This window comes from Streptomyces sp. NPDC023481, from assembly GCF_055560195.1.
The window spans coordinates 1-19,498 of record NZ_JBVHJE010000027.1 but is presented as its reverse complement, the minus strand read 5'-3'; the positions used below and the strand labels follow the sequence as shown (position 1 = coordinate 19,498).

The window sequence follows — 19,498 nt, the reverse complement described above, 5'->3', positions numbered from 1 at the left end:
GGTCCAGGGAGGCGTGGATGCCTGCTGCCCGGGAATCGCTGTTGGAGGCCGCCTACACGGCGCTGACGCGCCGGCCGTGGTCGGCGGTGCGGATGGTGGACGTGGCGGCGTCCGCGGGCGTGTCCCGGCAGACCCTGTACAACGAGTTCGGCAGCAAGGACGGCCTGGCCCGGGCGCTGGTGCTCCGGGAGGCCGACGGATATCTCGCCGGTGTCGAGCGGGCCCTGGCCGGCTCCGCCGAGGCGCGCGCCCGGCTGACCGCCACCGCCGAGTGGACGGCCGCCGCCGCCCGGGACAACGCGCTGGTCCGGGCGATGCTCACCGGCTGCTGGACCGAGCGGCTGCCGAGCCCCCCGCTCACCGCCGTACGCTCCGCCTCCCCGGTGCCGGCGCAGCGCCGGGCGGACGGGCCGCTGCCGGCACCCCGCGACTTCGTGCGGATGGTCCGGGACCGCGCGGCGACCGCGCTGGCCGGTCCCGGCGCCGCCCCCGCCGACACCGCGGAGCTGCTGCGCTCCTGCGAACTGGTCGTCCGCCTCGCCCTGTCCTGCGTGGCGGCGCCGCCGGGGGAGGGCGGAATGGAGGCGCTGGTGCGGGCGGTGCTCCCGCGGCACCTGGTGTGACGGCCACCCCCTGCCCGGCGCGGTTCAGTGCGCGGAGCCGGACAGTTGCAGGCCGATGACCCCGACGATGACCAGGCTGATGGAGACGATCTTCAGGGTGGAGACCAGGTCGCCGAGGAAGACCATGCCGTAGATCGCGGTGCCCGCCGCGCCGATGCCGGTCCACACGGCGTAGGCGGGGCCGACGTCCAGCTTCCTCAGGGACAGGGTGAGCAGACCGAAGCTGCCCAGCGCGAACGACGCGAAGGCGACCGTCGGCCACAGGCGGGTGAACCCGTGCGAGAGCTTCAGGCACACGGCGAAGCCGGTCTCCAGAATCCCGGCCACTATGACCAGCAGCCACGCCATGTGCGGTCCTCCCGTTGGATCCGGATCACCGGTTCGGTGCGATTATGCACTTACCGAACCCAGGGGCCCGCAAACAACGCCAGCCACAGGAGCCTCAGTCGCCCTCCGTGCGCTCCCGGGTGGCCAGCAGCCGGCGCAGCGAGTACAGCCGCGCCGGGTCCGCGTGCCCCTCCTCGACCCACGCGTCCAGCGCGCAGTCCGGCTCGTCGTGGCTGCACGCGCGCGGACAGCCCTCCGTACCCGCGGCGAGGTCGGGGAAGGCGTGGATCACCCGTGACGGATCGACGTGCGCGAGACCGAACGAGCGGACGCCCGGGGTGTCGACGACCCAGCCGTCCGCGCCGGCCAGCGGCAGCGCCAGGGCCGAGGTGGTGGTGTGCCGGCCGCGGCCCGTCACCGCGTTCACATGACCCGTCAGACGCCGGCGCTCCAGCGGCACCAGCGCGTTGACCAGGGTCGTCTTGCCGACGCCCGAGTGCCCCACGAACGCGGTGATCTTGCCGGCCAGGTGTTCGCGCACCCGGTCCGCCGCGCCGCCGCTCTCCAGTTCCTCCCGGCTGGTGACGACGTAGGGGATGTCCAGGTCGCCGTACAGCTCCAGCAGCGTGTCCGGCGGGGCCAGGTCCGACTTGGTCAGCACCAGCAGCGGCTCCAGACCGCCGTCGAAGGCCGCGACCAGACAGCGGTCGATCAGCCGGGGCCGCGGCTCCGGGTCGGCCAGGGCCGTGACGATCGCCAGCTGGTCGGCGTTGGCGACGACCACCCGCTCGTAGGGATCGTCGTCGTCGGCGGTACGGCGCAGCACCGACGACCGCTCCTCGATGCGCACGATCCGCGCGAGGGTGTCCTTCCGGCCGGACAGGTCGCCGACCAGGGCCACCCGGTCGCCCACCACGGCCGCCTTGCGGCCCAGTTCGCGGGCCTTCATCGCCAGCACGGGCCGGTCCTCCACCAGGCAGGTCAGCCGCCCCCGGTCGACGGTGAGGACCATGCCCTCGGCCGCGTCCTCGTGCTTGGGCCGGATGTTCGTCCGCGGCCGGTTGCCCTTGCGGTGGGGACGGCTGCGGATGTCGTCCTCGTCGGTGTGCTTGCCGTAGCGGCGCATGGCGTGACGTCCCTACTGCCCGAGCATCCCGGTCCACAGCTCGGGGAAGTCCGGCAGGGTCTTCGCCGTCGTCGCCACGTTCTCGATCCGCACCCCCGGCACGGCCAGGCCGATGACCGCGCCGGCGGTGGCCATGCGGTGGTCCTCGTAGGTGTGGAAGACCCCGGCGTGCAGCGGGCGCGGGCGGATGTGCAGGCCGTCGGCGGTCTCCGTGACGTCACCGCCCAGCTCGTTGATCTCCTTGGTGAGCGCGGCCAGCCGGTCCGTCTCGTGCAGCCGCAGGTGGGCCACGCCCCGCAGGGTCGACGGCGAGTCCGCGAGCGCGGCCACCGCCGCGATGCCCGGAGTCAGCTCACCCACCTCGCCCAGGTCCACGTCGATGCCGTGGATCGCGCCGGAGCCGCTGAACTCCAGCCCGTACTCGGTGAGTTCGCAGGAACCGCCCATCTCGGTGAAGATCTCCCGCAGCCGGTCACCCGGCTGGGTGGTGCGGGCCGGCCAGTCCGGCACCAGCACCCGGCCGCCGGTGACCAGGGCCGCCGCCAGGAACGGCTGCGCGTTGGACAGGTCGGGCTCGATGGTCAGGTCCCGGCCGAGCAGCGCGCCCGGCGTCACCCGCCACACGTTCGGCTCGCCGCCCGACTCCGGGGTGTCCACCTGGGCGCCGACCGCGCGCAGCATGTCCACCGTCATCCGGATGTGCGGCATCGAGGGCAGCGTCGACCCGGTGTGCCGGACCTCCACCCCCTGGTTGAAGCGCGGGCCGGACAGCAGCAGCGCCGAGACGAACTGGGACGAGGAGGAGGCGTCGACCGACACCGGGCCGCCGTCCAGGGCCCCGCCGCCGTGCACGGTCAGCGGCAGCGCGCCCCGGCCGTCGTCGTCGATCCGGGCGCCGAGCACGCGCAGCGCGTCGATCACCCCGTGGAGCGGGCGCTCGTACGACCGCGGGTCCCCGTCGAACCGGATCGGGCCGTCGGCCAGCGCGGCCACCGGCGGCAGGAACCGCATCACCGTGCCCGCGTTGCCGACGTCGACCGTGGCCGGGCCGCGCAGCTCGGTGGGCAGCACCCGCCAGGCCTCACCGGTGCCGTCCGGGCCCACCCCCTCCTCGATCTCCACGCCCAGGGCCCTGAGGGCCCCGGCCATCAGCAGGGTGTCCCGGGAGCGCAGCGGGCGGCGCAGCCAGCCGGGCTCGGAGGCGAGGGCGGCCAGGACCAGGGCGCGGTTGGTGACCGACTTGGACCCCGGCACGTGGACCGTCGCGTCGACGGCTCCGCTCGCGTGCGGGGCGGGCCAGAGGGCGGTGGAGGAGGTGTTGGGGGCCATGGGGCCACTTTATAAGGAGGGCCCGGTCTCAACCTTCCAGCAGCCAGCGCCCGCCGCCGATCAGCGAGCACAGGGACACCGCGTGGAACAGGAACAGCCACAGGCCCGCCGGGACGTGCGTCAGCCGGGACAGCTGGTCCGCGTCCGAGTCCCCGGCCCCGCCCCGGGACCGCTTGGCCTGCAGCTCGAACGGCGGCCGTACCCCGCCGAGCAGCAGGAACCACACCACCGCGTACGCGAACGCCGCCTGCACCTGGGGCCCCGCCAGCCACGACACCAGCAGGAACGCCCCGCCCGTGAGGACCACGGTCAGCACGCCGTACGCGTTGCGGATCATCACCAGCATCGCCACCAGCAGGGCGGTGGCCGCCCACAGCAGCAGGGTGATGCGGCCGGTGGCCAGCAGCGCGGCCCCGCCCAGGCCGAGCAGCGAGGGCGCGGTGTACCCGGCGGCGGCCGTCAGGATCATGCCGAGCCCGTAGGGCTTGCCCCGGCTCACGGTGAGCCCGCTGGTGTCCGAGTGCAGCCGGATGCCGGTGAGCTGCCGGCCGGTGAGCAGGGCGATCAGACCGTGGCCGCCCTCGTGCGCGATGGTGACCGCGTTGCGGGATATCCGCCACACCGGGTGCGGGACGATCACGGCGAGGGCCGCGGCGGCGGTGGCCAGCACCACCCACAGGTCGGGGTCGGGCTGGGTGCCGGTGAGCCGGTCCCAGAGGTCGGGCAGCGCGGTGGCGGCGAGGCTGGCCATATCTGGCGGGGGCTCCTTCTCGGGGTGCGGAATCTGGCAGTGTGGCACGTATGTGCGGACGGTATGCATCGAGTCGTAGGCCCGAGGATCTCGCAGGAATCTTCGAGGTCGAGAAGTGGGAGCCCGAGGAGGCCCTGGAGCCCGACTACAACGTGGCGCCGACCAAGGAGGTCCACGCCGTCCTGGACCGCCCCCTGAAAGACGCGGACTCCCCGCGTCCGGTTCGCCAGCTGCGCCGGCTGAAGTGGGGTCTGGTGCCGTCCTGGGCGAAGACCCCGGAGAGCGGCGCCCGGATGATCAACGCCCGGGCGGAGACCGTGCACGAGAAGCCCGCCTACCGGCGCGCCTTCGCCGCCCGCCGCTGCATCCTGCCGGCCGACGGCTACTACGAGTGGGTCACCGGCTCGCAGGAGCGCGAGCTGGAGGTGGAGGGCAGGAAGAAGCGCCCGCGCAAGCAGCCGTACTTCGTGCTGCCCGCCGACGGCTCGGTGTTCGCCATGGCCGGGCTGTACGAGTTCTGGCGCGACCGGACCCTGCCCGACGACCACCCGGGAGCCTGGTGGGTCACCTGCTCGGTGATCACCACCGAGGCGGAGCGGACCCCGCTGGCCGTCGCCCCCGCCGAAGGCCCCCGCTCCCTCGCCGACATCCACCCCCGGATGCCGCTCATGCTCACCCCGGACCGCTGGGACGCCTGGCTCGACCCCTCCCGCACCGACCCCGACAGCCTGCGCGAGCTGCTCGCCCCGCCGCCGGCCGGCCTGATGCGCGCCTACCCGGTCGCCACCGCCGTCAGCAACGTCCGCAACAACGGCCCGGAGCTGCTGAAGGAGCTGGAGGCACCGGAAGAGGGCACACTCTTCTGACGTGACTACCGCGACACCCCCGACCGCGCAGACGGTCGGTACGGACGCCGGGGACGCCCGGATCACCTGGCACCCGGCGCGTGGGGCGCGGCTGGTGCTCGCCCTCGGCCACGGCGCCGGCGGCGGCATCGAGGCCCGCGACCTCCAGGCCCTCGCCGCCGCGCTGCCCGCGCACGGCGTCACCGTCGCCCTCGTCGAGCAGCCCTGGCGGGTCGCCGGCAGGAAGGTCGCGCCCGCGCCGAAGACCCTGGACACGGGGTGGCGCGGGGTGTGGCCCGCGCTCGCCGCGCCCGGCCTGCCGGTGATCTCCGGCGGTCGCAGCGCGGGCGCCCGGGTCGCCTGCCGTACGGCCGCCGGGCTGGGCGCGCACGCCGTGCTCGCCCTAAGTTTCCCGCTGCACCCGCCGGGCCGGCCGGAGAGGTCACGGGCCGAGGAACTGCTGGGCGCCGGGGTGCCCACGCTGGTCGTCCAGGGCGGGAACGACCCCTTCGGCAGGCCGGCGGAGTTCCCCGAGGGCGACTTCGAACTGGTCGAGGTGGCGTACGGCGATCACGGCTTCGCCGTGCCCAAGCGCGCGCCGCTCACCCAGGAGCGGGCCCTGGAGATCATCACCGGCGCGGTGCGGGAGTGGGTGGTGTCACTCGGGTGACCCGGGAATGGCGCGCGGCGGCGCGGTGTTGAGCCCCACAGAAGTGCTCAAAGCCTTGGCACCGACGTCGTGGGAGAGGAAGACCGCCGCATGGGTTCGACCGTATGCCCGAGCCGTTCGCGTAGCGCTGACCTGGACTGGACGGTGCTGCACGCGGCGAAGACCGCGCCTATTCGAGGGGCGGCAGGCACGGGTCGTGTTCTATCCTCCGAATCGAGTGGGGCCGGTCTCGGTCCCGCCCGGGATCTTGAGGAGGTGGGTCCGGTCACTGGGACCGACGCAGGGACCGACAACGGCCAGGCGGAGTTGCCCGAGGGCCAGGGCGCCGGCGCGGACGCGTCCGACGAGTCGACCGCGGAGCGCAGCGCGCGCTTCGAACGGGACGCGCTCGAGTTCCTCGACCAGATGTACTCGGCCGCCCTGCGCATGACGCGCAACCCGGCCGACGCCGAGGACCTGGTGCAGGAGACCTACGCCAAGGCGTACGCGTCCTTCCACCAGTTCCGCGAGGGCACCAACCTCAAGGCGTGGCTCTACCGGATCCTCACGAACACCTTCATCAACTCCTACCGCAAGAAGCAGCGCGAGCCCCAGCGCTCCGCCGCGGAGGAGATCGAGGACTGGCAGCTCGCCCGCGCCGAGTCGCACATGTCGACGGGACTGCGCTCCGCCGAGTCGCAGGCGCTCGATCACCTGCCCGACTCGGACGTGAAGTCGGCACTGCAGGCGATCCCCGAGGAGTTCCGCATCGCCGTCTATCTCGCGGATGTCGAGGGCTTTGCGTACAAGGAGATCGCGGACATCATGGGGACACCCATCGGTACGGTGATGTCCCGGCTGCACCGGGGCCGCCGTCAACTGCGCGGCATGCTGGAGGACTACGCCCGTGAGCGGGGTCTGGTCCCGGCCGGCGCCGGAGAGTCGAACGAAGCGAAAGGCTCGGGCTCATGAGCTGCGGAGAGCCGCACGAGACGGACTGCAGTGAGGTCCTCGACCACCTGTACGAGTTCCTCGACAGCGAGATGCCGGACGTCGACCGCGACAAGTTCCAGCACCACTTCGAGGAATGCTCGCCGTGCCTGGAGAAGTACGGCCTGGAGCAGGCCGTGAAGAAGCTGGTCAAGCGGTGCTGCGGCCATGACGACGTGCCCGCCGACCTGCGCGCCAAGGTCATGGGCCGGATCGACCTGATCCGCTCCGGGCAGACCGTGCCGGAACACGACGTGACCCGGGCCCCGGCCGCGACGCAGGACTCCTGACCCCGGGCGGCCGACGGGCCGGGGCGCGGCAGGACGACGCAAGGGCCACGCAAGGGTCGTATCACCCGAACGTGCTAATCCTCAGGTCATAAGCCCCTAACCCCCCGATCCCGCCCTACGCTCCGAGCCTGGACAGGCACGGTCGGGCGAGCGGGAGGGGTGCGATGGACTCGGTACCGGCGCGGGCACGCGGCTATGTGGCCGCCGTCGCCCTCCTGGCCGCCCTCTGCCTGTCTCCCCTGCCGGCCGTACACCCCTCGTGGTGGGCGCTCGGCTTGCTCGCCGTGCTGTGCGCCGCCTGCGAGCACGCCGTACGCCGCCGCTTCGGGGGCACCTTCTACCCCGTCCTGCTCGCCGGCGCGTTCCTGCTGCCCCCGGCCGCCGCCGCGCTCGTCCCGGTGCCCGCCGGGCTGCTCTCCCCGGTCGAGAGACGGCCCGCCCTGCCCCGGCGGGTGTGGCGGGCCGCGCAGCCCGCGCTCGCCGTGTGGGCCGCCGCCCGGGTGCACGGCGCGCTCGGCGGCCGGGACACCGTCGCCGGCCCCGACTTCCCGCACGCCCTGCTGCCCGCCGGCGCGGCCGTGCTCGCCTTCTGCCTGGTGCTCACCGCGCTCGACGGCGGCCTGCGCGCGGCGGCGGGCCTGGTGCCGCCGCGCCGGGCCTGGCGCGGGCTGCTGGCCCGCACCCTCGCGCCCGTCGCGGTGCACGGACTCGCCGGCCTGATGATGGCCGTGCTGTGGCGCAGCCCCTACGGCCCGGTCGCCGCCCTGCTCGTGCTGCTGCCGATGTGCGTCTCCTGGTGGGTGTTCGCCCAGTACCACCGCGAACGCGCGGCCCACCAGGCCACCATCCGCGCCCTCGTCCAGGCCGTCGACATCAAGGACGGCTACACCCGCGGCCACGGCGAACGCGTCGGACAGGCCTCCGTCCTGATCGCCCGCGAACTCGGCATGGACGACGAACGCGTCGAGGTGCTGCGCTTCGCCGGCATCCTGCACGACGTCGGCAAACTGGGCGTCCCCACCCGGCTGCTGCGCAAGAACGGTCCGCTCACCCCGGAGGAACGGCGGATCATCGAGCTGCACCCCGAGTACGGCCACGAGATGGTCCGCGGCATCTCCTTCCTCGGCGAGGCCCGCGCGGCCATCCTCCACCACCACGAACGCCTCGACGGCAGCGGCTACCCCTACGGCCTGGCCGGCGAGCGCATCCCCGAGTCCGCCCGGGTCGTCGCCGTGGCGGACGCCTTCGACGCCATGACGTCGACCCGCTGCTACAGCCGGGCCCGCCCGGTCGAGGCCGCCGTCGCCGAACTGGAGCGCTGCGCCGGGACCCACTTCGACCCCCGCATGGTGGACGCGCTCGTCCGCGCCCTGGCCCGCTCCGGCTGGCACCCGGCGGTCACCGCCGACGAACCGGCCCCCGAGACGGCGTCCGCCGAGCGGGCCGCCGGCACCGGGGCGCCGCGATGACCGCCCTGCGGCTCATCCACGGCGCCGCCGCCCTCATCGCGGCCGGCTCCCTCGCCGACACCCTGTGGACCGGCCTCGGCGACCGGAGCGTCGCCCTCGCCTTCGGGCTGCTCGTCACCGCCGGCGAGCTGACCCGGTGGAGCGACCCGCAGACCCGGCGGCAGGCCGCGCCCCTCGGCGCCGCCGGCGCGCTGGCGTACGCCCTGCTGGGCGCCGACGCCGGGCGGCCCGGCCACCACGACGCCGCCCAGGTCGTCACCGTCGTCCTGGTCGCCACCGTGCTCGGCGCCGTCCCGCACATCTGGTCCGGCGCCGGCCCCACCACCGACCACCTGGCCCGCCGCCTGCTCACCGTCGGCTTCGCCGCCGTCTGCTTCCAACCCCTCTACAGCCAGGGCGTCTTCGACTCCTGGGGCGGTCCCGCCTACGCCCTGCTGCTGCTCACCCTGCTCGCCCTGACCTCCCTGTGCGGTGCGGTGCTGGCGGCCGCGCTCGCCCACAGCCGCACCGGCTGGCCGTTCGGCCCGCTGCTGCGCGAGGAACTGCGCGGGCTGCTCGGCATCGGCTCCACCGTCTGGGCGACCGGCGCGGTGATGGCGCTCGCGGTCGCCGTTGTCGGCCTGTGGGCGCTGCCCGTGTTCTGCCTGCCGATGTTGCTCGTCCAGCTGTCCCTGCGCCGGTACGCGGCCGTCCGCGCCACCTACCGGCAGACCATCGCCTCCCTGGCCCGCGCCACCGAGATCGCCGGCTGCACCCCCGCCGGGCACGCCCGCCGCGTCGCCGCGCTCAGCGAGGCCGTCGGCCGGGACCTCGGCCTGACCGGCCCCGAACTGACCGTGCTGGAGTACGCGGCCCTGATGCACGACATCGGCCAGCTCAGCCTGGTCGACCCGGTCCCGGGCGGCGCCACCGCGGACCTGCCCGCCGCCGAGCAGCGCCGCATCGCGCTGCTCGGCGGTGCCGTCGTCCGGCAGACCGGCGTGGACGCGGCCGTCGCCGTCGTCGTGGAGCGGCAGGCCGACCCCTACCGGGAACAGCCGCTCGCCGCCCGGATCGTCCGGGCCGTCAACGCCTACGACGAGCTGACCCGGGAAGCCGGTCCGGAGGGACCCCTGCGCGCACTGGAGGAGCTGCGGCTCGGCACCGCCGACGACTACGCTCCCGAGGTCGTGGAGTCGCTCGCCCGGGTGCTGGCCCGGCCGCCCGGCGGACGCGAGCGGGTGCCGGCGCGGCGAACAGGACTGTCTGACCCCGTGCCCGGCTGGGTAACCCATGGGTAATGAGCGCCTTTCCCGCCGTACGTGGTTGGATGCGAGGGAGAGGGTGTCCGGGGGCACAAGCCAGCCCACAGCGGGAAATGGAACTGGCAGGCGGGAATCGTGAGGATCTTCGGCAAGGGACGGCACCGGCCCTCCGCCTCCTGGCGGCAGGCCACCGACCGGGCGTTCACGCTCATCGGCGACGGCCGGTACGAGGACGCGGGCGAGCTGCTGACACGCGCCGCCGATCTGGAACCCTGGCTGTCGGAGTCCTGGTTCAACCTCGCCCTGCTGCACAAGTTCCGGCACGACTGGGAGCAGGCCCGCGCGGCCGGACTGCGCGCGGTCGCCCTGCTCGACCGGGAGACCGGGGCGCCCGACTGGTGGAACGTCGGCATCGCCGCGACCGCCCTGCAGGACTGGCCGCTGGCCCGCCGCGCCTGGCAGGCGTACGGGCTGAAGGTGCCCGGGGGCTCGGCGGCCACCGCGGAACCCGTCGGCATGGAGCTGGGCAGCGCGGCCGTACGGCTCTCCCCGGAGGGCGAGGCCGAGGTGGTGTGGGGCCGCCGGCTGGACCCGGCCCGGCTGGAGGTGCTCTCCATCCCGCTTCCCTCGTCCGGGCGGCGCTGGGGCGAGGTCGTGCTGCACGACGGTGTCCCGCACGGTGAGCGCACCACCTCCACCGGGCACTCCTACCCGGTCTTCGACGAGATCGAGTTGTGGGCGCCGTCGCCCGTGCCCACCTGGGTGGTCCTGCTGGAGGCGGCCACCGAGGCCGACCGGGACGCGCTGGAGCAGCTGGCCGCCGAAGCGGGGTTCGCGGCGGAGGACTGGTCGTCCTCGGTGCGGCTGCTGTGCCGGTTGTGCAGCGAGTCCCGGATGCCGTCGGACGAGGGCGAGGGCGTCCACCTCGACCCGCACGACCACAGCGAGCCGGGACACCCCGGGCCGCTGGGGCACCGCACGGACGGGCAGCTGTGGGTCCCGGAGCGGGAGTGCGGCATCGCGGCCCCGGCGTCGCTGGTGCGGGGGCTGCTCGACGGGTGGGTCGCCGACAGCCCGGACTCGCGGGACTGGCGCGATCTGGAAGAGGTCTGCTGAGCGGGCGCCGTACCCTGTATCAGCAACATCTCCCCCTGTTCTTTGAGGAAGGCGTACGTCGGTCATGGCGCAGCAGGACACCGATCAGCAGCACGCGGGCGTGCTCCCCGTCGACGGCGAGGGCTATGTCGTCGACACGGAGGACTGCGAGGAGCGCGAGAGGGCCTGGCGCGAGCGCGGCACCTCGCGGCCGATCACGGTCGTCGGCAACCCGGTGCTGCACAAGGAGTGCGAGGACGTCACCGAGTTCGGCGAGGAGCTGCAGCAGCTGGTCGCCGACATGTTCGCCAGCCAGCGCACCGCCGAGGGCGTCGGCCTGGCCGCCAACCAGATCGGTGTCGACCGGAAGGTCTTCGTCTACGACTGCCAGGACGACGAGGGCGTCCGGCACGTCGGCGTGGTGTGCAACCCGAAGCTGGTCGACCTTCCCGCCGAGCGGCGCCGGCTGGACGACAGCAACGAGGGCTGCCTGTCCGTCCCCACGGCCTACGCCTCGCTCGCACGGCCCGACTACGCCGAGGTGACCGGGCAGGACGAGCAGGGCAACCCGATCAGGGTCCGCGGCACCGGCTACTTCGCACGCTGTTTGCAGCACGAGACCGACCACCTCTACGGCTACCTGTACATCGACCGGCTGTCGAAGCGGGACCGCAAGGACGCGCTGCGGCAGATGGCCGAGAACGAGCCACGCTACCCCGTCGTCGCCAACGACTGACCGACGCCGCGCGCATGGGGCGCCCGGCCGGGATCCTCCCTGGCCGGGCGCCTTTGTGCTGCCCGGGTTCGTTCGAACGTGCGTTGTACAACCGCTCCCTTCTCGGCATGTTGGGGTAGTGAGTGGAGCAAATCCGTTCCCACAGCGGTCAGTTGTGGTGCTGAATGGAAGCGCGGGGATACGCAACGGCGCACGCCCGGCACGGGGTGGGCGCTGCCTGGCGGCTGAGAGGGGTTTGTTCGGTGCAAGCTTTCCCACACAGCACCACAGCGACGCCGACGGCGGTCGTAGTCCCACCCTCACTGGCACTGCCGGTGATCGAGTCGGCCTTTCCCCGGCAACTGCACCCCTATTGGCCGCGACTCCAGGAGAAGACACGGCTCTGGCTCCTGGAAAAACGGCTCATGCCACCCGCCAAGGTGCAGGAATATGCCGATGGACTGTGCTACACGGACCTCATGGCGGGCTACTACACGGACGCCTCCGAGGAGGTCCTGCAGGCCATAGCCGACTACAGTGCCTGGTTCTTCGTCTGGGACGACCGCCACGACCGTGACATCGTGCACGGCCGGGCGGCCGACTGGCGGCGGCTGCGCCACCAGCTGCACGCGGCTCTCGACGCACCCCGGCACCACCTGTACCACCCCGACCCGCTGGTGGCGGGCTTCGCGGACAGCGTGCTGCGGCTGTACGGCTTCCTGCCGGGCACCTGGAACCGGCGGTTCGCCCGGCACTTCCACGCGGTGATCGAGGCCTACGACCGGGAATTCGGGAACCGCACCCGGGGACACGTACCCGGCGTCGAGGAGTATCTCGCCCTGCGCCGTCACACCTTCGCGCACTGGATATGGACGGACCTCCTCGAACCCAGCGCCGGATGCGAACTCCCGGACACCGTACGGAGAAATCCGGCGTACCGTCGGGCGGCACTTCTCAGTCAGGAATTCGCCGCCTGGTACAACGACCTCTGCTCGCTGCCGAAGGAAATCGCGGGCGACGAGGTGCACAATCTCGGAATCAGTCTCATCACCCACGAGGGGCTGACTCTCGAAGAAGCGGTGGACGACCTCAGGCGGCGCGTCGAGGAATGCGTCGCTGAATTCCTCGTCGCCGAGGAGAAGGCCCTGGAATTCGCCCGCGACCTCGACGACGGAACGGTCCGCGGCAAGGAACTGAGCGCCGCCGTCCGGTCCTGCGTCGGCGCCATGCGCAACTGGTTCAGCTCCGTCTACTGGTTCCACCACGAGTCCGGCCGGTACATGGTCGACGACTGGGACGACCGGTCCACGCCCCCGTACGTCTCGAACGAAACGGCAGGTGAGAAATGACCGTCGAGTCGGTGAGCCCCCGCCCCCGGACCCCCGCGGCCCCCGAGGTGCCCGCACCGCACGAACCCCCTCTGGCCGGGGGCGCCGTACCGGTCCTCGGCCACGGCCTGAAACTGGTCCGCGACCCGCTCGCCTTCATGGCCGCACTACGCGACCACGGGGACGTCGTACGCCTGAAACTGGGCCCCAAGACGGTGTACGCCGTCACCACTCCGGCCCTGACCGGAGCGCTGGCCCTCAGCCCCGACTTCAGGATCGACGGCCCGCTGTGGGAGTCCCTGGAGGGCCTGCTCGGCAAGGAGGGCGTGGCCACCGCGAACGGCCCCCGGCACCGCCGGCAGCGGCGCACCATCCAGCCCGCGTTCCGGCTCGACGCCCTGCCCGGCTACGGCCCGGTGATGGAGGAGGAGGCGCACGCGCTGACCGGGCGCTGGCGGCCCGGCGAGACCGTCGACTGCACCTCCGAGGCCTTCCGGGTCGCCGTCCGCATCGCCGCCCGCTGCCTGCTGCGCGGCGAGTACATGGACGAGCGCGCGGAACGGCTCAGTACCGACCTCGCCACCGTCTTCCGCGGTATGTACCGCAGGATGGTGATCCCGCTCGGGCCGCTCTACCGGCTGCCGTTCCCGGCCAACCGCGAATTCAACCGGGCGCTGGCCGATTTGCATCTGCTGGTGGACGAGATCGTCGCCGAGCGGAGGGCGTCTGGTCAAAAGCCGGACGATTTGCTGACGGCATTGCTGGAGGCGAAGGACGACAATGGCGACCCCATCGGGGAACAGGAGATCCACGACCAGGTCGTCGCCATACTCACCCCCGGAAGCGAAACAGTCGCTTCCACGATCATGTGGCTGCTGCACGTCCTCGCCGAACACCCGGAACACGCCGAGAAGGTACGGACCGAGGTCGAATCCGTGACCGGCGGCCGCCCCGTCGGGTTCCAGCACGTCCGCTCACTCACGCACACCAACAATGTCGTCGTGGAGGCCATGCGGCTCAGGCCCGCCGTATGGATACTGACCCGGCGCGCGGTGAGCGACACCGTACTCGGCGGCTGGCGCATCCCGGCCGGGGCGGACATCGTCTACAGCCCGTACGCCATCCAGCGTGACGGCCGCTCCTACGCCCGTCCCCTCGACTTCGACCCCGACCGCTGGCTGCCCGAGCGCGCCGGGGACGTGCCGAAGTACGCCATGAGCCCGTTCAGCGTGGGCAACCGCAAGTGCCCCAGCGACCACTTCTCCATGACCCAGCTCAGCCTGATCACCGCGGCGGTCTCGGCGAAGTACCGCTTCGAGCAGGCCGGCGGGTCCGACGACACCACCCGCGTGGGCATCACGCTCCGCCCGCAGAACCTGCTCCTGCGGGCGATCCCCTGGTAGGTCCGGTGCCGGCGCGCGCTCAGGCGGCCCGCGGGCCCCGGAACGCGCGCCGGTAGGCGTTCGGCGTCGTGCCCAGCGCCCGCACGAACTGGTGGCGCAGCGCGGCGGCCGTACCGAACCCGGTGCGCCAGGCGATGGCGTCCATCGTCTCGTCCGTGCCCTCCAGCAACTCCTGCGCCAGAAGCACCCGTTGGCGCAGAATCCAGCGGTAGGGGGTGGTGCCCGTCTCCTGCTGGAAGCGCCGGGCGAAGGTGCGCGGAGCCATGTGGGCGCGGGCGGCGAGCTGCTCGACCGTGACCTCCTGGTCGAGGTGGGCCTCCATCCAGGCCAGCACCTCCCCGACCGTGTCGCAGGGGGTCTTCGGCAGCGGCCGCTCGATGAACTGCGCCTGCCCGCCGTCCCGGTGCGGCGGCACCACCATCCGGCGGGCGATCTTGTTGGCCACCTCCGGGCCCTGCTCCTTGCGCACCAGGTGCAGACAGGCGTCGATCCCGGCGGCGGTGCCGGCCGAGGTGATCACCGGGTCCTCGTCCACGTACAACACGTCGGGCTCGGCCGTGACCCGGGGGTAGCGCCGGGAGAGCTGCTCGGCATGGTGCCAGTGCACCGCGCACCGCCGCCCGTCCAGCAGCCCGGCCGCGGCCAGCACGAACACCCCGGAGCAGACGCTCAGCACCCGTGAGCCGCGGTCCACGGCCCGCCGCAGCGCCGCGAGCAGCTCCGGCGGATACGCGCGCTCCGCATAGGCCTCACCGGCCGGCACGGCGATCAGATCGGCCTCCTCCAGCCGCTCCAGGCCGTACGGCGTGGACACGCTGAACCCGCAGTGCGTGCCCAGCTCGGGCCCCTCCGCCGACACCACGGCGAAGTCGTACACGGGCAGCCCCTCGTCGCTGCGGTCGATGCCGAACACCTCGCACACGACCCCCAGCTCGAAGGGGTGCACCCCGTCCAGCAGCACGGCGGCCACGTTCTTCAGCATGCTGCCAGTGTGCCTCGCCGCAGGCAGGAATTCGAGGGTCTACGGCAGTCCTGCCACTGCCGGTAAGGAGCATCCGGCGCGAGAGTGGTGTCCATGAACGGAAACCAGATCGAAGGCCTGATCGGAATGCTCGCGACCCTCGGGATCCTGGTCCTCCTGGTCCTGCCCTCCGTGCTCGGTGTCCTGCGCGACAGGCGCATCGACCGGCAGATCAGGCGGGCCCGGCAGCAGGAGCAGCCGCAGCCACGTTCGGGGCGGGCACCCGAGCCCCAGCCCGCCGGCGGGAGGCGTCACAGCGCGACCCGCCCCGCGTGAAGCGGGACGGGTCGCGGTGCGGGATGCCGGTGGCGGTCAGAAGTCCTCGTCCAGGTCGACCGTGCCCTCCACGGCGACCTGGTACGCCGACGGACGGCGCTCGAAGAAGTTCGTCAGCTCCTGGACGCCCTGCAGCTCCATGAAGGAGAAGGGGTTCTCGGAGCCGTAGACGGGGGCGAAGCCGAGCCGGGTCAGGCGCTGGTCGGCGACGCACTCCAGGTACTGGCGCATGGAGTCGGTGTTCATGCCGGGCAGGCCGTCACCGCACAGGTCACGCGCGAACTGCAACTCGGCCTCGACGGCCTCGTGCAGCATGTCGGTGACCTGCTGCCGGAGCTGGTCGTCGAAGAGCTCGGGCTCCTCCTTGCGGACGGTGTCGACGACGTCGAAGGCGAAGCTCATGTGCATGGTCTCGTCACGGAACACCCAGTTGGTGCCGGTGGCGAGGCCGTGCAGGAGACCGCGGCTGCGGAACCAGTAGACGTAGGCGAAGGCGCCGTAGAAGAACAGCCCCTCGATGCACGCGGCGAAGCAGATGAGGTTGAGCAGGAAACGGCGGCGGTCGGCCTTCGTCTCCAGGCGGTCGATCTTCTCGACCTCGTTGATCCACTTGAAGCAGAACTCGGCCTTCTCGCGGATGGAGGGGATGTTCTCCACGGCGTCGAAGGCGGCCGCGCGGTCGTCCGGGTCGGGCAGGTAGGTGTCCAGCAGGGTCAGGTAGAACTGGACGTGGACGGCTTCCTCGAAGAGCTGCCGGCTGAGGTACAGGCGGGCTTCGGGGGAGTTGATGTGCTTGTAGAGCGTGAGCACCAGGTTGTTGGCGACGATCGAGTCACCGGTCGCGAAGAACGCGACGAGGCGGCCGATGAGGTGCTGCTCCTCGGCGGAGAGCTTGGCGAGGTCGGCGACGTCCGAGTGGAGGTCGACCTCCTCGACGGTCCAGGTGTTCTTGATGGCGTCCCGGTAGCGCTCGTAGAAGTCCGGGTAGCGCATGGGACGCAGAGTCAACTCGAAGCCGGGGTCGAGCAGGTTGGTGTTGCGGCTGGACATTACTGGCAGGCCTCGCAGGACTCGGGGTTTTCCAGGGAGCAGGCGACCGCGTCGGGCTCGGCGATCTGCTGCACGGGGATGGGCGCGGCGGCCTGCGCCTGACCCTGGGCGGCGCGGGCGATGCGCGTCGCGGGACGGGAGCGCAGGTAGTACGTCGTCTTCAGCCCGGACTTCCAGGCGTAGGCGTACATCGAGGAGAGCTTGCCGATCGTCGGCGTCTCCAGGAACAGGTTCAGGGACTGGGCCTGGTCGAGGTACGGGGTGCGGGCGGCGGCCATGTCGATGAGGCCGCGCTGGGGGATCTCCCACGCCGTGCGGTACAGCGCGCGCACCTCCTCGGGGATCCAACGGAAGTCCTGCACCGAGCCGTTGGACTCACGCAGCGCCTCGCGGGTGCGGGCGTCCCAGACACCGAGGTCCTTCAGGTCCTGGACCAGGTAGGAGTTGACCTGGAGGAACTCGCCGGACAGCGTCTCGCGCTTGAACAGGTTGGAGACCTGCGGCTCGATGCACTCGTACACGCCCGCGATCGACGCGATGGTGGCCGTCGGCGCGATCGCGAGGAGCAGCGAGTTGCGCATGCCGGTCCGCGCGATGCGCTCGCGCAGCGCGTCCCAGCGCTCCGGCCAGGTCGGCTCCACGTCGTAGTGGTCGGGGTGCAGGACACCGCGCGCGGCACGGGTCTGCTCCCAGGCCGGCAGCGGGCCGTTGCGCTCGGCGAGGTCGGCGGAGGCCTCGTAGGCGGCGAGCATGATCCGCTCGGCGATCCGCGTGGACAGGGCCTTGGCCTCGGCGGAGTCGAACGGCAGGCGCAGCTTGAAGAAGACGTCCTGCAGACCCATCGCGCCCAGGCCGACCGGGCGCCACTTGGCGTTGGAGCGGCCCGCCTGCTCGGTCGGGTAGAAGTTGATGTCCACCACGCGGTCGAGGAAGGTCACGGCGGTGCGGACGGTCTCGTCCAGACGCTCCCAGTCGATGTCACCGCCCTGCACGAAGGCGCCCAGGTTGACCGAGCCCAGGTTGCACACGGCGGTCTCGCCGTCGTTGGTGACCTCCAGGATCTCGGTGCAGAGGTTGGAGGAGTGGATGACGCTGCCGGGCTCGGCGGTCTGGTTCGCGGTGCGGTTCGCCGCGTCCTTGAAGGTCATCCAGCCGTTGCCGGTCTGCGCGAGGGTGCGCATCATCCGGCCGTACAACTCCCGCGCCGGAAGCGTCTTCTTGGCCAGACCGGCGGCCTCGGCCCTGCGGTAGGCGGCGTCGAACTCCGCGCCCCACAGGTCCACCAGCTCCGGCACGTCGGAGGGGGAGAACAGCGACCACTGCTCGTCGGCGTTGACCCGGCGCATGAACTCGTCCGGGATCCAGTGCGCGAGGTTCAGGTTGTGGGTACGGCGGGCGTCCTCACCGGTGTTGTCCCGCAGCTCCAGGAACTCCTCGATGTCGGAGTGCCAGGTCTCCAGGTAGACCGCGGCCGCGCCCTTGCGCCGGCCGCCCTGGTTCACCGCGGCCACCGAGGCGTCCAGGGTCTTCAGGAACGGCACGATGCCGTTGGAGTGCCCGTTCGTGCCCCGGATCAGCGAACCCCGCGAGCGGATCCGCGAGTACGACAGGCCGATGCCGCCGGCGTGCTTCGACAGCCGGGCCACCTGGTGGTAGCGGTCGTAGATGGAGTCCAGCTCGTCCAGCGGCGAGTCCAGCAGGTAGCAGGACGACATCTGGGGGTGCCGGGTGCCGGAGTTGAACAGGGTGGGGGAGGACGGCAGGTAGTCCAGGCGGCTCATCAGGCCGTACAGCGCCGCGACCTCGTCCACCGAGCGGGTCGTGTCGTCCTCGGCGAGGCCGCTCGCCACGCGCAGCATGAAGTGCTGGGGGGTCTCGACGACCTTGCGGGTGATCGGGTGGCGCAGCAGGTAGCGGCTGTAGAGGGTGCGCAGGCCGAAGTAGCCGAAGCGGTCGTCGGCCGTGGTGTCGACCAGCGCGTCGAGCCGCTCGGCGTGCAGCCGCGCGAACTCGGCGGTGCGGTCGGCGATGAGGCCCTCGCGGTGCCCGACCTCGATGGACTCGGTGAAGGACGTCACGCCCTGGGAGGCGGCCTCGTCCCGGATGGTGAGCGTCAGCAGCCGGGCGGACAGCTTCGAGTAGGCGGGGTCCTCGGAGATCAGGCCGGCGGCCGCCTCCGTGGCCAGCTCACGCAGCTCCGCCTCGTCGGCCCGCGCGGACCGGCCGCGCAGCGCGGCGGCGGCGATCCGGCCCGGGGCGGCGTCGGGCAGGTCGGCGGTCAGCTCGGTCAGGGTCCGCAGCAGTGCGGTACCGGGACCGTCGGTCTCCAGCTCGCTGTCTGAAGCCGGTTCGGCTGGCGCGATGGTCACGTGAGGCTCTCCCTCGCTCGGCACGGGGGCCTGGCGGAGGGCAGGGGGCAGCCACGAGCGCACACGGCGTCGCGTCCACCGGCCCACTCCACGAGGCCCGGACGTCAGGACCCACCCGGACCGGACGTCCGGGTGTGCTGTCGGCAGGTCGTCGGACTCCGCGGGCGCGCGGATGCACGCGGCTACACCGTTGCGGGACAGTTCCGGACTCGCACCGGATTCCCCTGCGTCGACAGCGATCACGAGCATACATCTAGTGCCGGGTTCCCGTGGCACCCCCAGATGTTGTGTCGATCCGGTTTCGGAGGGTCGCTTCCCGATTGCGCTGCGGAGGCCGCGGGCTTCCGGGGAAACGGGCACCGGCGGGGGTTCTTGCGTGCCGGGTGCCGGGCCCGGCAGAAGCCCCGCCCGCCCCGGCACGGGACCCGCGAACGCCTCCGGCCGGGCGCCCGTGACGTGGGCGCCCGGCCGGAGGCGCAAATCCTGCTGTGGTGGAGGAACCCAGGCCCTCTCTTTCGGATCTTGCCGGCGTCGCGGGGCCTGGCACGCACATCTGCGGCGTTGTCGTCGGTCGCCGACGCTCCGCGTCGACTCCCTC

At 72.3% G+C, this 19,498-nt stretch carries 19 protein-coding genes and 1 riboswitch; of the genes, 12 read left to right on the top strand and 7 right to left on the bottom strand.

The features are described 5' to 3' along the window. Positions 1 to 17 precede the first annotated feature (17 nt). The gene (locus ACZ3ZD_RS35260; protein ID WP_467406929.1) at positions 18 to 623 is read left to right on the top strand and encodes a TetR/AcrR family transcriptional regulator; all 606 of its coding nucleotides are present in this window, start codon (positions 18 to 20) and stop codon (positions 621 to 623) included. A 24-nt stretch (positions 624 to 647) separates the two neighbouring features. On the opposite strand, the gene ACZ3ZD_RS35255 is transcribed toward ACZ3ZD_RS35260, so the two are convergent. The 4 genes from ACZ3ZD_RS35255 to ACZ3ZD_RS35240 all read right to left on the bottom strand — a co-directional run bounded on the left by ACZ3ZD_RS35255 (position 648) and on the right by ACZ3ZD_RS35240 (position 4,156). Then, entirely contained in the window at positions 648 to 971 is a 324-nt protein-coding gene (locus ACZ3ZD_RS35255) for a DMT family transporter (RefSeq protein ID WP_355071846.1), read from the bottom strand. 94 nt (positions 972 to 1,065) lie between these two features. Next, positions 1,066 to 2,076, bottom strand: a complete 1,011-nt coding sequence (gene rsgA / locus ACZ3ZD_RS35250) for a ribosome small subunit-dependent GTPase A (protein WP_467406924.1) — start codon at positions 2,074 to 2,076, stop codon at positions 1,066 to 1,068. 12 nt (positions 2,077 to 2,088) lie between these two features. Then, positions 2,089 to 3,405, bottom strand: a complete 1,317-nt coding sequence (gene aroA, locus ACZ3ZD_RS35245; RefSeq protein ID WP_467406921.1) for a 3-phosphoshikimate 1-carboxyvinyltransferase — start codon at positions 3,403 to 3,405, stop codon at positions 2,089 to 2,091. A gap of 28 nt (positions 3,406 to 3,433) precedes the next feature. Beyond that, positions 3,434 to 4,156 (bottom strand): M50 family metallopeptidase, encoded by a 723-nt coding sequence (locus tag ACZ3ZD_RS35240; protein WP_467406918.1) that lies wholly within the window; start codon positions 4,154 to 4,156, stop codon positions 3,434 to 3,436. A gap of 50 nt (positions 4,157 to 4,206) precedes the next feature. Between ACZ3ZD_RS35240 and ACZ3ZD_RS35235 the strand changes: the two genes are divergently transcribed. The 10 genes from ACZ3ZD_RS35235 (at position 4,207) to ACZ3ZD_RS35190 (ending at position 14,184) form a co-directional block, all read left to right on the top strand. Continuing rightward, positions 4,207 to 5,022: an SOS response-associated peptidase gene (locus tag ACZ3ZD_RS35235; protein WP_467406915.1), complete on the top strand. Its 816-nt coding sequence runs from the start codon at positions 4,207 to 4,209 to the stop codon at positions 5,020 to 5,022. Between the two features lies 1 nt (position 5,023). Continuing rightward, complete coding sequence (locus ACZ3ZD_RS35230) at positions 5,024 to 5,671, top strand: alpha/beta hydrolase family protein (protein ID WP_467406913.1); 648 nt, start codon at positions 5,024 to 5,026, stop codon at positions 5,669 to 5,671. Positions 5,672 to 5,926: 255 nt separating this feature from the next. Further along, on the top strand, positions 5,927 to 6,622 hold the full coding sequence (gene sigR, locus ACZ3ZD_RS35225; protein WP_467406909.1) for an RNA polymerase sigma factor SigR: 696 nt from the start codon (positions 5,927 to 5,929) through the stop codon (positions 6,620 to 6,622). Continuing rightward, on the top strand, positions 6,619 to 6,930 hold the full coding sequence (rsrA, locus tag ACZ3ZD_RS35220) for a mycothiol system anti-sigma-R factor (RefSeq protein WP_467406905.1): 312 nt from the start codon (positions 6,619 to 6,621) through the stop codon (positions 6,928 to 6,930). Before sigR ends, rsrA begins: the two co-directional genes overlap by 4 nt. Positions 6,931 to 7,094: 164 nt before the next feature. Further along, positions 7,095 to 8,399, top strand: coding sequence for an HD-GYP domain-containing protein (locus ACZ3ZD_RS35215; RefSeq protein WP_467406902.1), 1,305 nt, complete (start codon positions 7,095 to 7,097; stop codon positions 8,397 to 8,399). After that, positions 8,396 to 9,679, top strand: coding sequence for an HD-GYP domain-containing protein (locus ACZ3ZD_RS35210; RefSeq protein ID WP_467406899.1), 1,284 nt, complete (start codon positions 8,396 to 8,398; stop codon positions 9,677 to 9,679). Before ACZ3ZD_RS35215 ends, ACZ3ZD_RS35210 begins: the two co-directional genes overlap by 4 nt. 99 nt (positions 9,680 to 9,778) lie before the next feature. Further along, on the top strand, positions 9,779 to 10,759 hold the full coding sequence (locus tag ACZ3ZD_RS35205) for a hypothetical protein (RefSeq protein ID WP_467406896.1): 981 nt from the start codon (positions 9,779 to 9,781) through the stop codon (positions 10,757 to 10,759). 64 nt (positions 10,760 to 10,823) lie between these two features. Beyond that, positions 10,824 to 11,474, top strand: a complete 651-nt coding sequence (gene def, locus ACZ3ZD_RS35200; RefSeq protein ID WP_467406893.1) for a peptide deformylase — start codon at positions 10,824 to 10,826, stop codon at positions 11,472 to 11,474. A 242-nt stretch (positions 11,475 to 11,716) separates the two neighbouring features. Then, a complete protein-coding gene (cyc1, locus tag ACZ3ZD_RS35195; RefSeq protein WP_467406890.1) occupies positions 11,717 to 12,802 on the top strand; it encodes an epi-isozizaene synthase in 1,086 nt (361 codons plus the stop codon). Next, complete coding sequence (locus tag ACZ3ZD_RS35190; RefSeq protein ID WP_467406887.1) at positions 12,799 to 14,184, top strand: bifunctional albaflavenone monooxygenase/terpene synthase; 1,386 nt, start codon at positions 12,799 to 12,801, stop codon at positions 14,182 to 14,184. Before cyc1 ends, ACZ3ZD_RS35190 begins: the two co-directional genes overlap by 4 nt. 19 nt (positions 14,185 to 14,203) lie before the next feature. Here the strand turns inward: ACZ3ZD_RS35190 and ACZ3ZD_RS35185 are convergent, their stop codons facing one another. Beyond that, positions 14,204 to 15,166 carry a GlxA family transcriptional regulator gene (locus ACZ3ZD_RS35185; RefSeq protein ID WP_467406884.1) on the bottom strand — a complete coding sequence of 321 codons (963 nt, stop codon included), beginning with the start codon at positions 15,164 to 15,166 and terminating at the stop codon, positions 14,204 to 14,206. 93 nt (positions 15,167 to 15,259) lie between these two features. Between ACZ3ZD_RS35185 and ACZ3ZD_RS35180 the strand changes: the two genes are divergently transcribed. After that, entirely contained in the window at positions 15,260 to 15,481 is a 222-nt protein-coding gene (locus ACZ3ZD_RS35180) for a hypothetical protein (protein WP_467406881.1), read from the top strand. A 36-nt stretch (positions 15,482 to 15,517) separates the two neighbouring features. On the opposite strand, the gene ACZ3ZD_RS35175 is transcribed toward ACZ3ZD_RS35180, so the two are convergent. Beyond that, on the bottom strand, positions 15,518 to 16,531 hold the full coding sequence (locus tag ACZ3ZD_RS35175; protein ID WP_467406878.1) for a ribonucleotide-diphosphate reductase subunit beta: 1,014 nt from the start codon (positions 16,529 to 16,531) through the stop codon (positions 15,518 to 15,520). Beyond that, positions 16,531 to 18,900: a ribonucleoside-diphosphate reductase subunit alpha gene (locus ACZ3ZD_RS35170; protein WP_467406876.1), complete on the bottom strand. Its 2,370-nt coding sequence runs from the start codon at positions 18,898 to 18,900 to the stop codon at positions 16,531 to 16,533. Before ACZ3ZD_RS35170 ends, ACZ3ZD_RS35175 begins: the two co-directional genes overlap by 1 nt. A 125-nt stretch (positions 18,901 to 19,025) precedes the next feature. Next, a riboswitch (cobalamin riboswitch) is annotated at positions 19,026 to 19,149 on the bottom strand. Between the last annotated feature and the right edge of the window lie 349 nt (positions 19,150 to 19,498).

Coding starts and splice junctions, on each gene's coding strand:
- ACZ3ZD_RS35185 (WP_467406884.1), bottom strand. CDS start 15,166: ATGCTGAAGAACGTGGCCGCCGTGCTGCTGGACGGGGTGCACCCCTTC.
- def (WP_467406893.1), top strand. CDS start 10,824: ATGGCGCAGCAGGACACCGATCAGCAGCACGCGGGCGTGCTCCCCGTC.
- rsgA (WP_467406924.1), bottom strand. CDS start 2,076: ATGCGCCGCTACGGCAAGCACACCGACGAGGACGACATCCGCAGCCGT.
- ACZ3ZD_RS35255 (WP_355071846.1), bottom strand. CDS start 971: ATGGCGTGGCTGCTGGTCATAGTGGCCGGGATTCTGGAGACCGGCTTC.
- ACZ3ZD_RS35260 (WP_467406929.1), top strand. CDS start 18: ATGCCTGCTGCCCGGGAATCGCTGTTGGAGGCCGCCTACACGGCGCTG.
- ACZ3ZD_RS35215 (WP_467406902.1), top strand. CDS start 7,095: ATGGACTCGGTACCGGCGCGGGCACGCGGCTATGTGGCCGCCGTCGCC.
- aroA (WP_467406921.1), bottom strand. CDS start 3,405: ATGGCCCCCAACACCTCCTCCACCGCCCTCTGGCCCGCCCCGCACGCG.
- ACZ3ZD_RS35175 (WP_467406878.1), bottom strand. CDS start 16,531: ATGTCCAGCCGCAACACCAACCTGCTCGACCCCGGCTTCGAGTTGACT.
- ACZ3ZD_RS35190 (WP_467406887.1), top strand. CDS start 12,799: ATGACCGTCGAGTCGGTGAGCCCCCGCCCCCGGACCCCCGCGGCCCCC.
- ACZ3ZD_RS35210 (WP_467406899.1), top strand. CDS start 8,396: ATGACCGCCCTGCGGCTCATCCACGGCGCCGCCGCCCTCATCGCGGCC.
- ACZ3ZD_RS35180 (WP_467406881.1), top strand. CDS start 15,260: ATGAACGGAAACCAGATCGAAGGCCTGATCGGAATGCTCGCGACCCTC.
- ACZ3ZD_RS35235 (WP_467406915.1), top strand. CDS start 4,207: ATGTGCGGACGGTATGCATCGAGTCGTAGGCCCGAGGATCTCGCAGGA.
- ACZ3ZD_RS35240 (WP_467406918.1), bottom strand. CDS start 4,156: ATGGCCAGCCTCGCCGCCACCGCGCTGCCCGACCTCTGGGACCGGCTC.
- rsrA (WP_467406905.1), top strand. CDS start 6,619: ATGAGCTGCGGAGAGCCGCACGAGACGGACTGCAGTGAGGTCCTCGAC.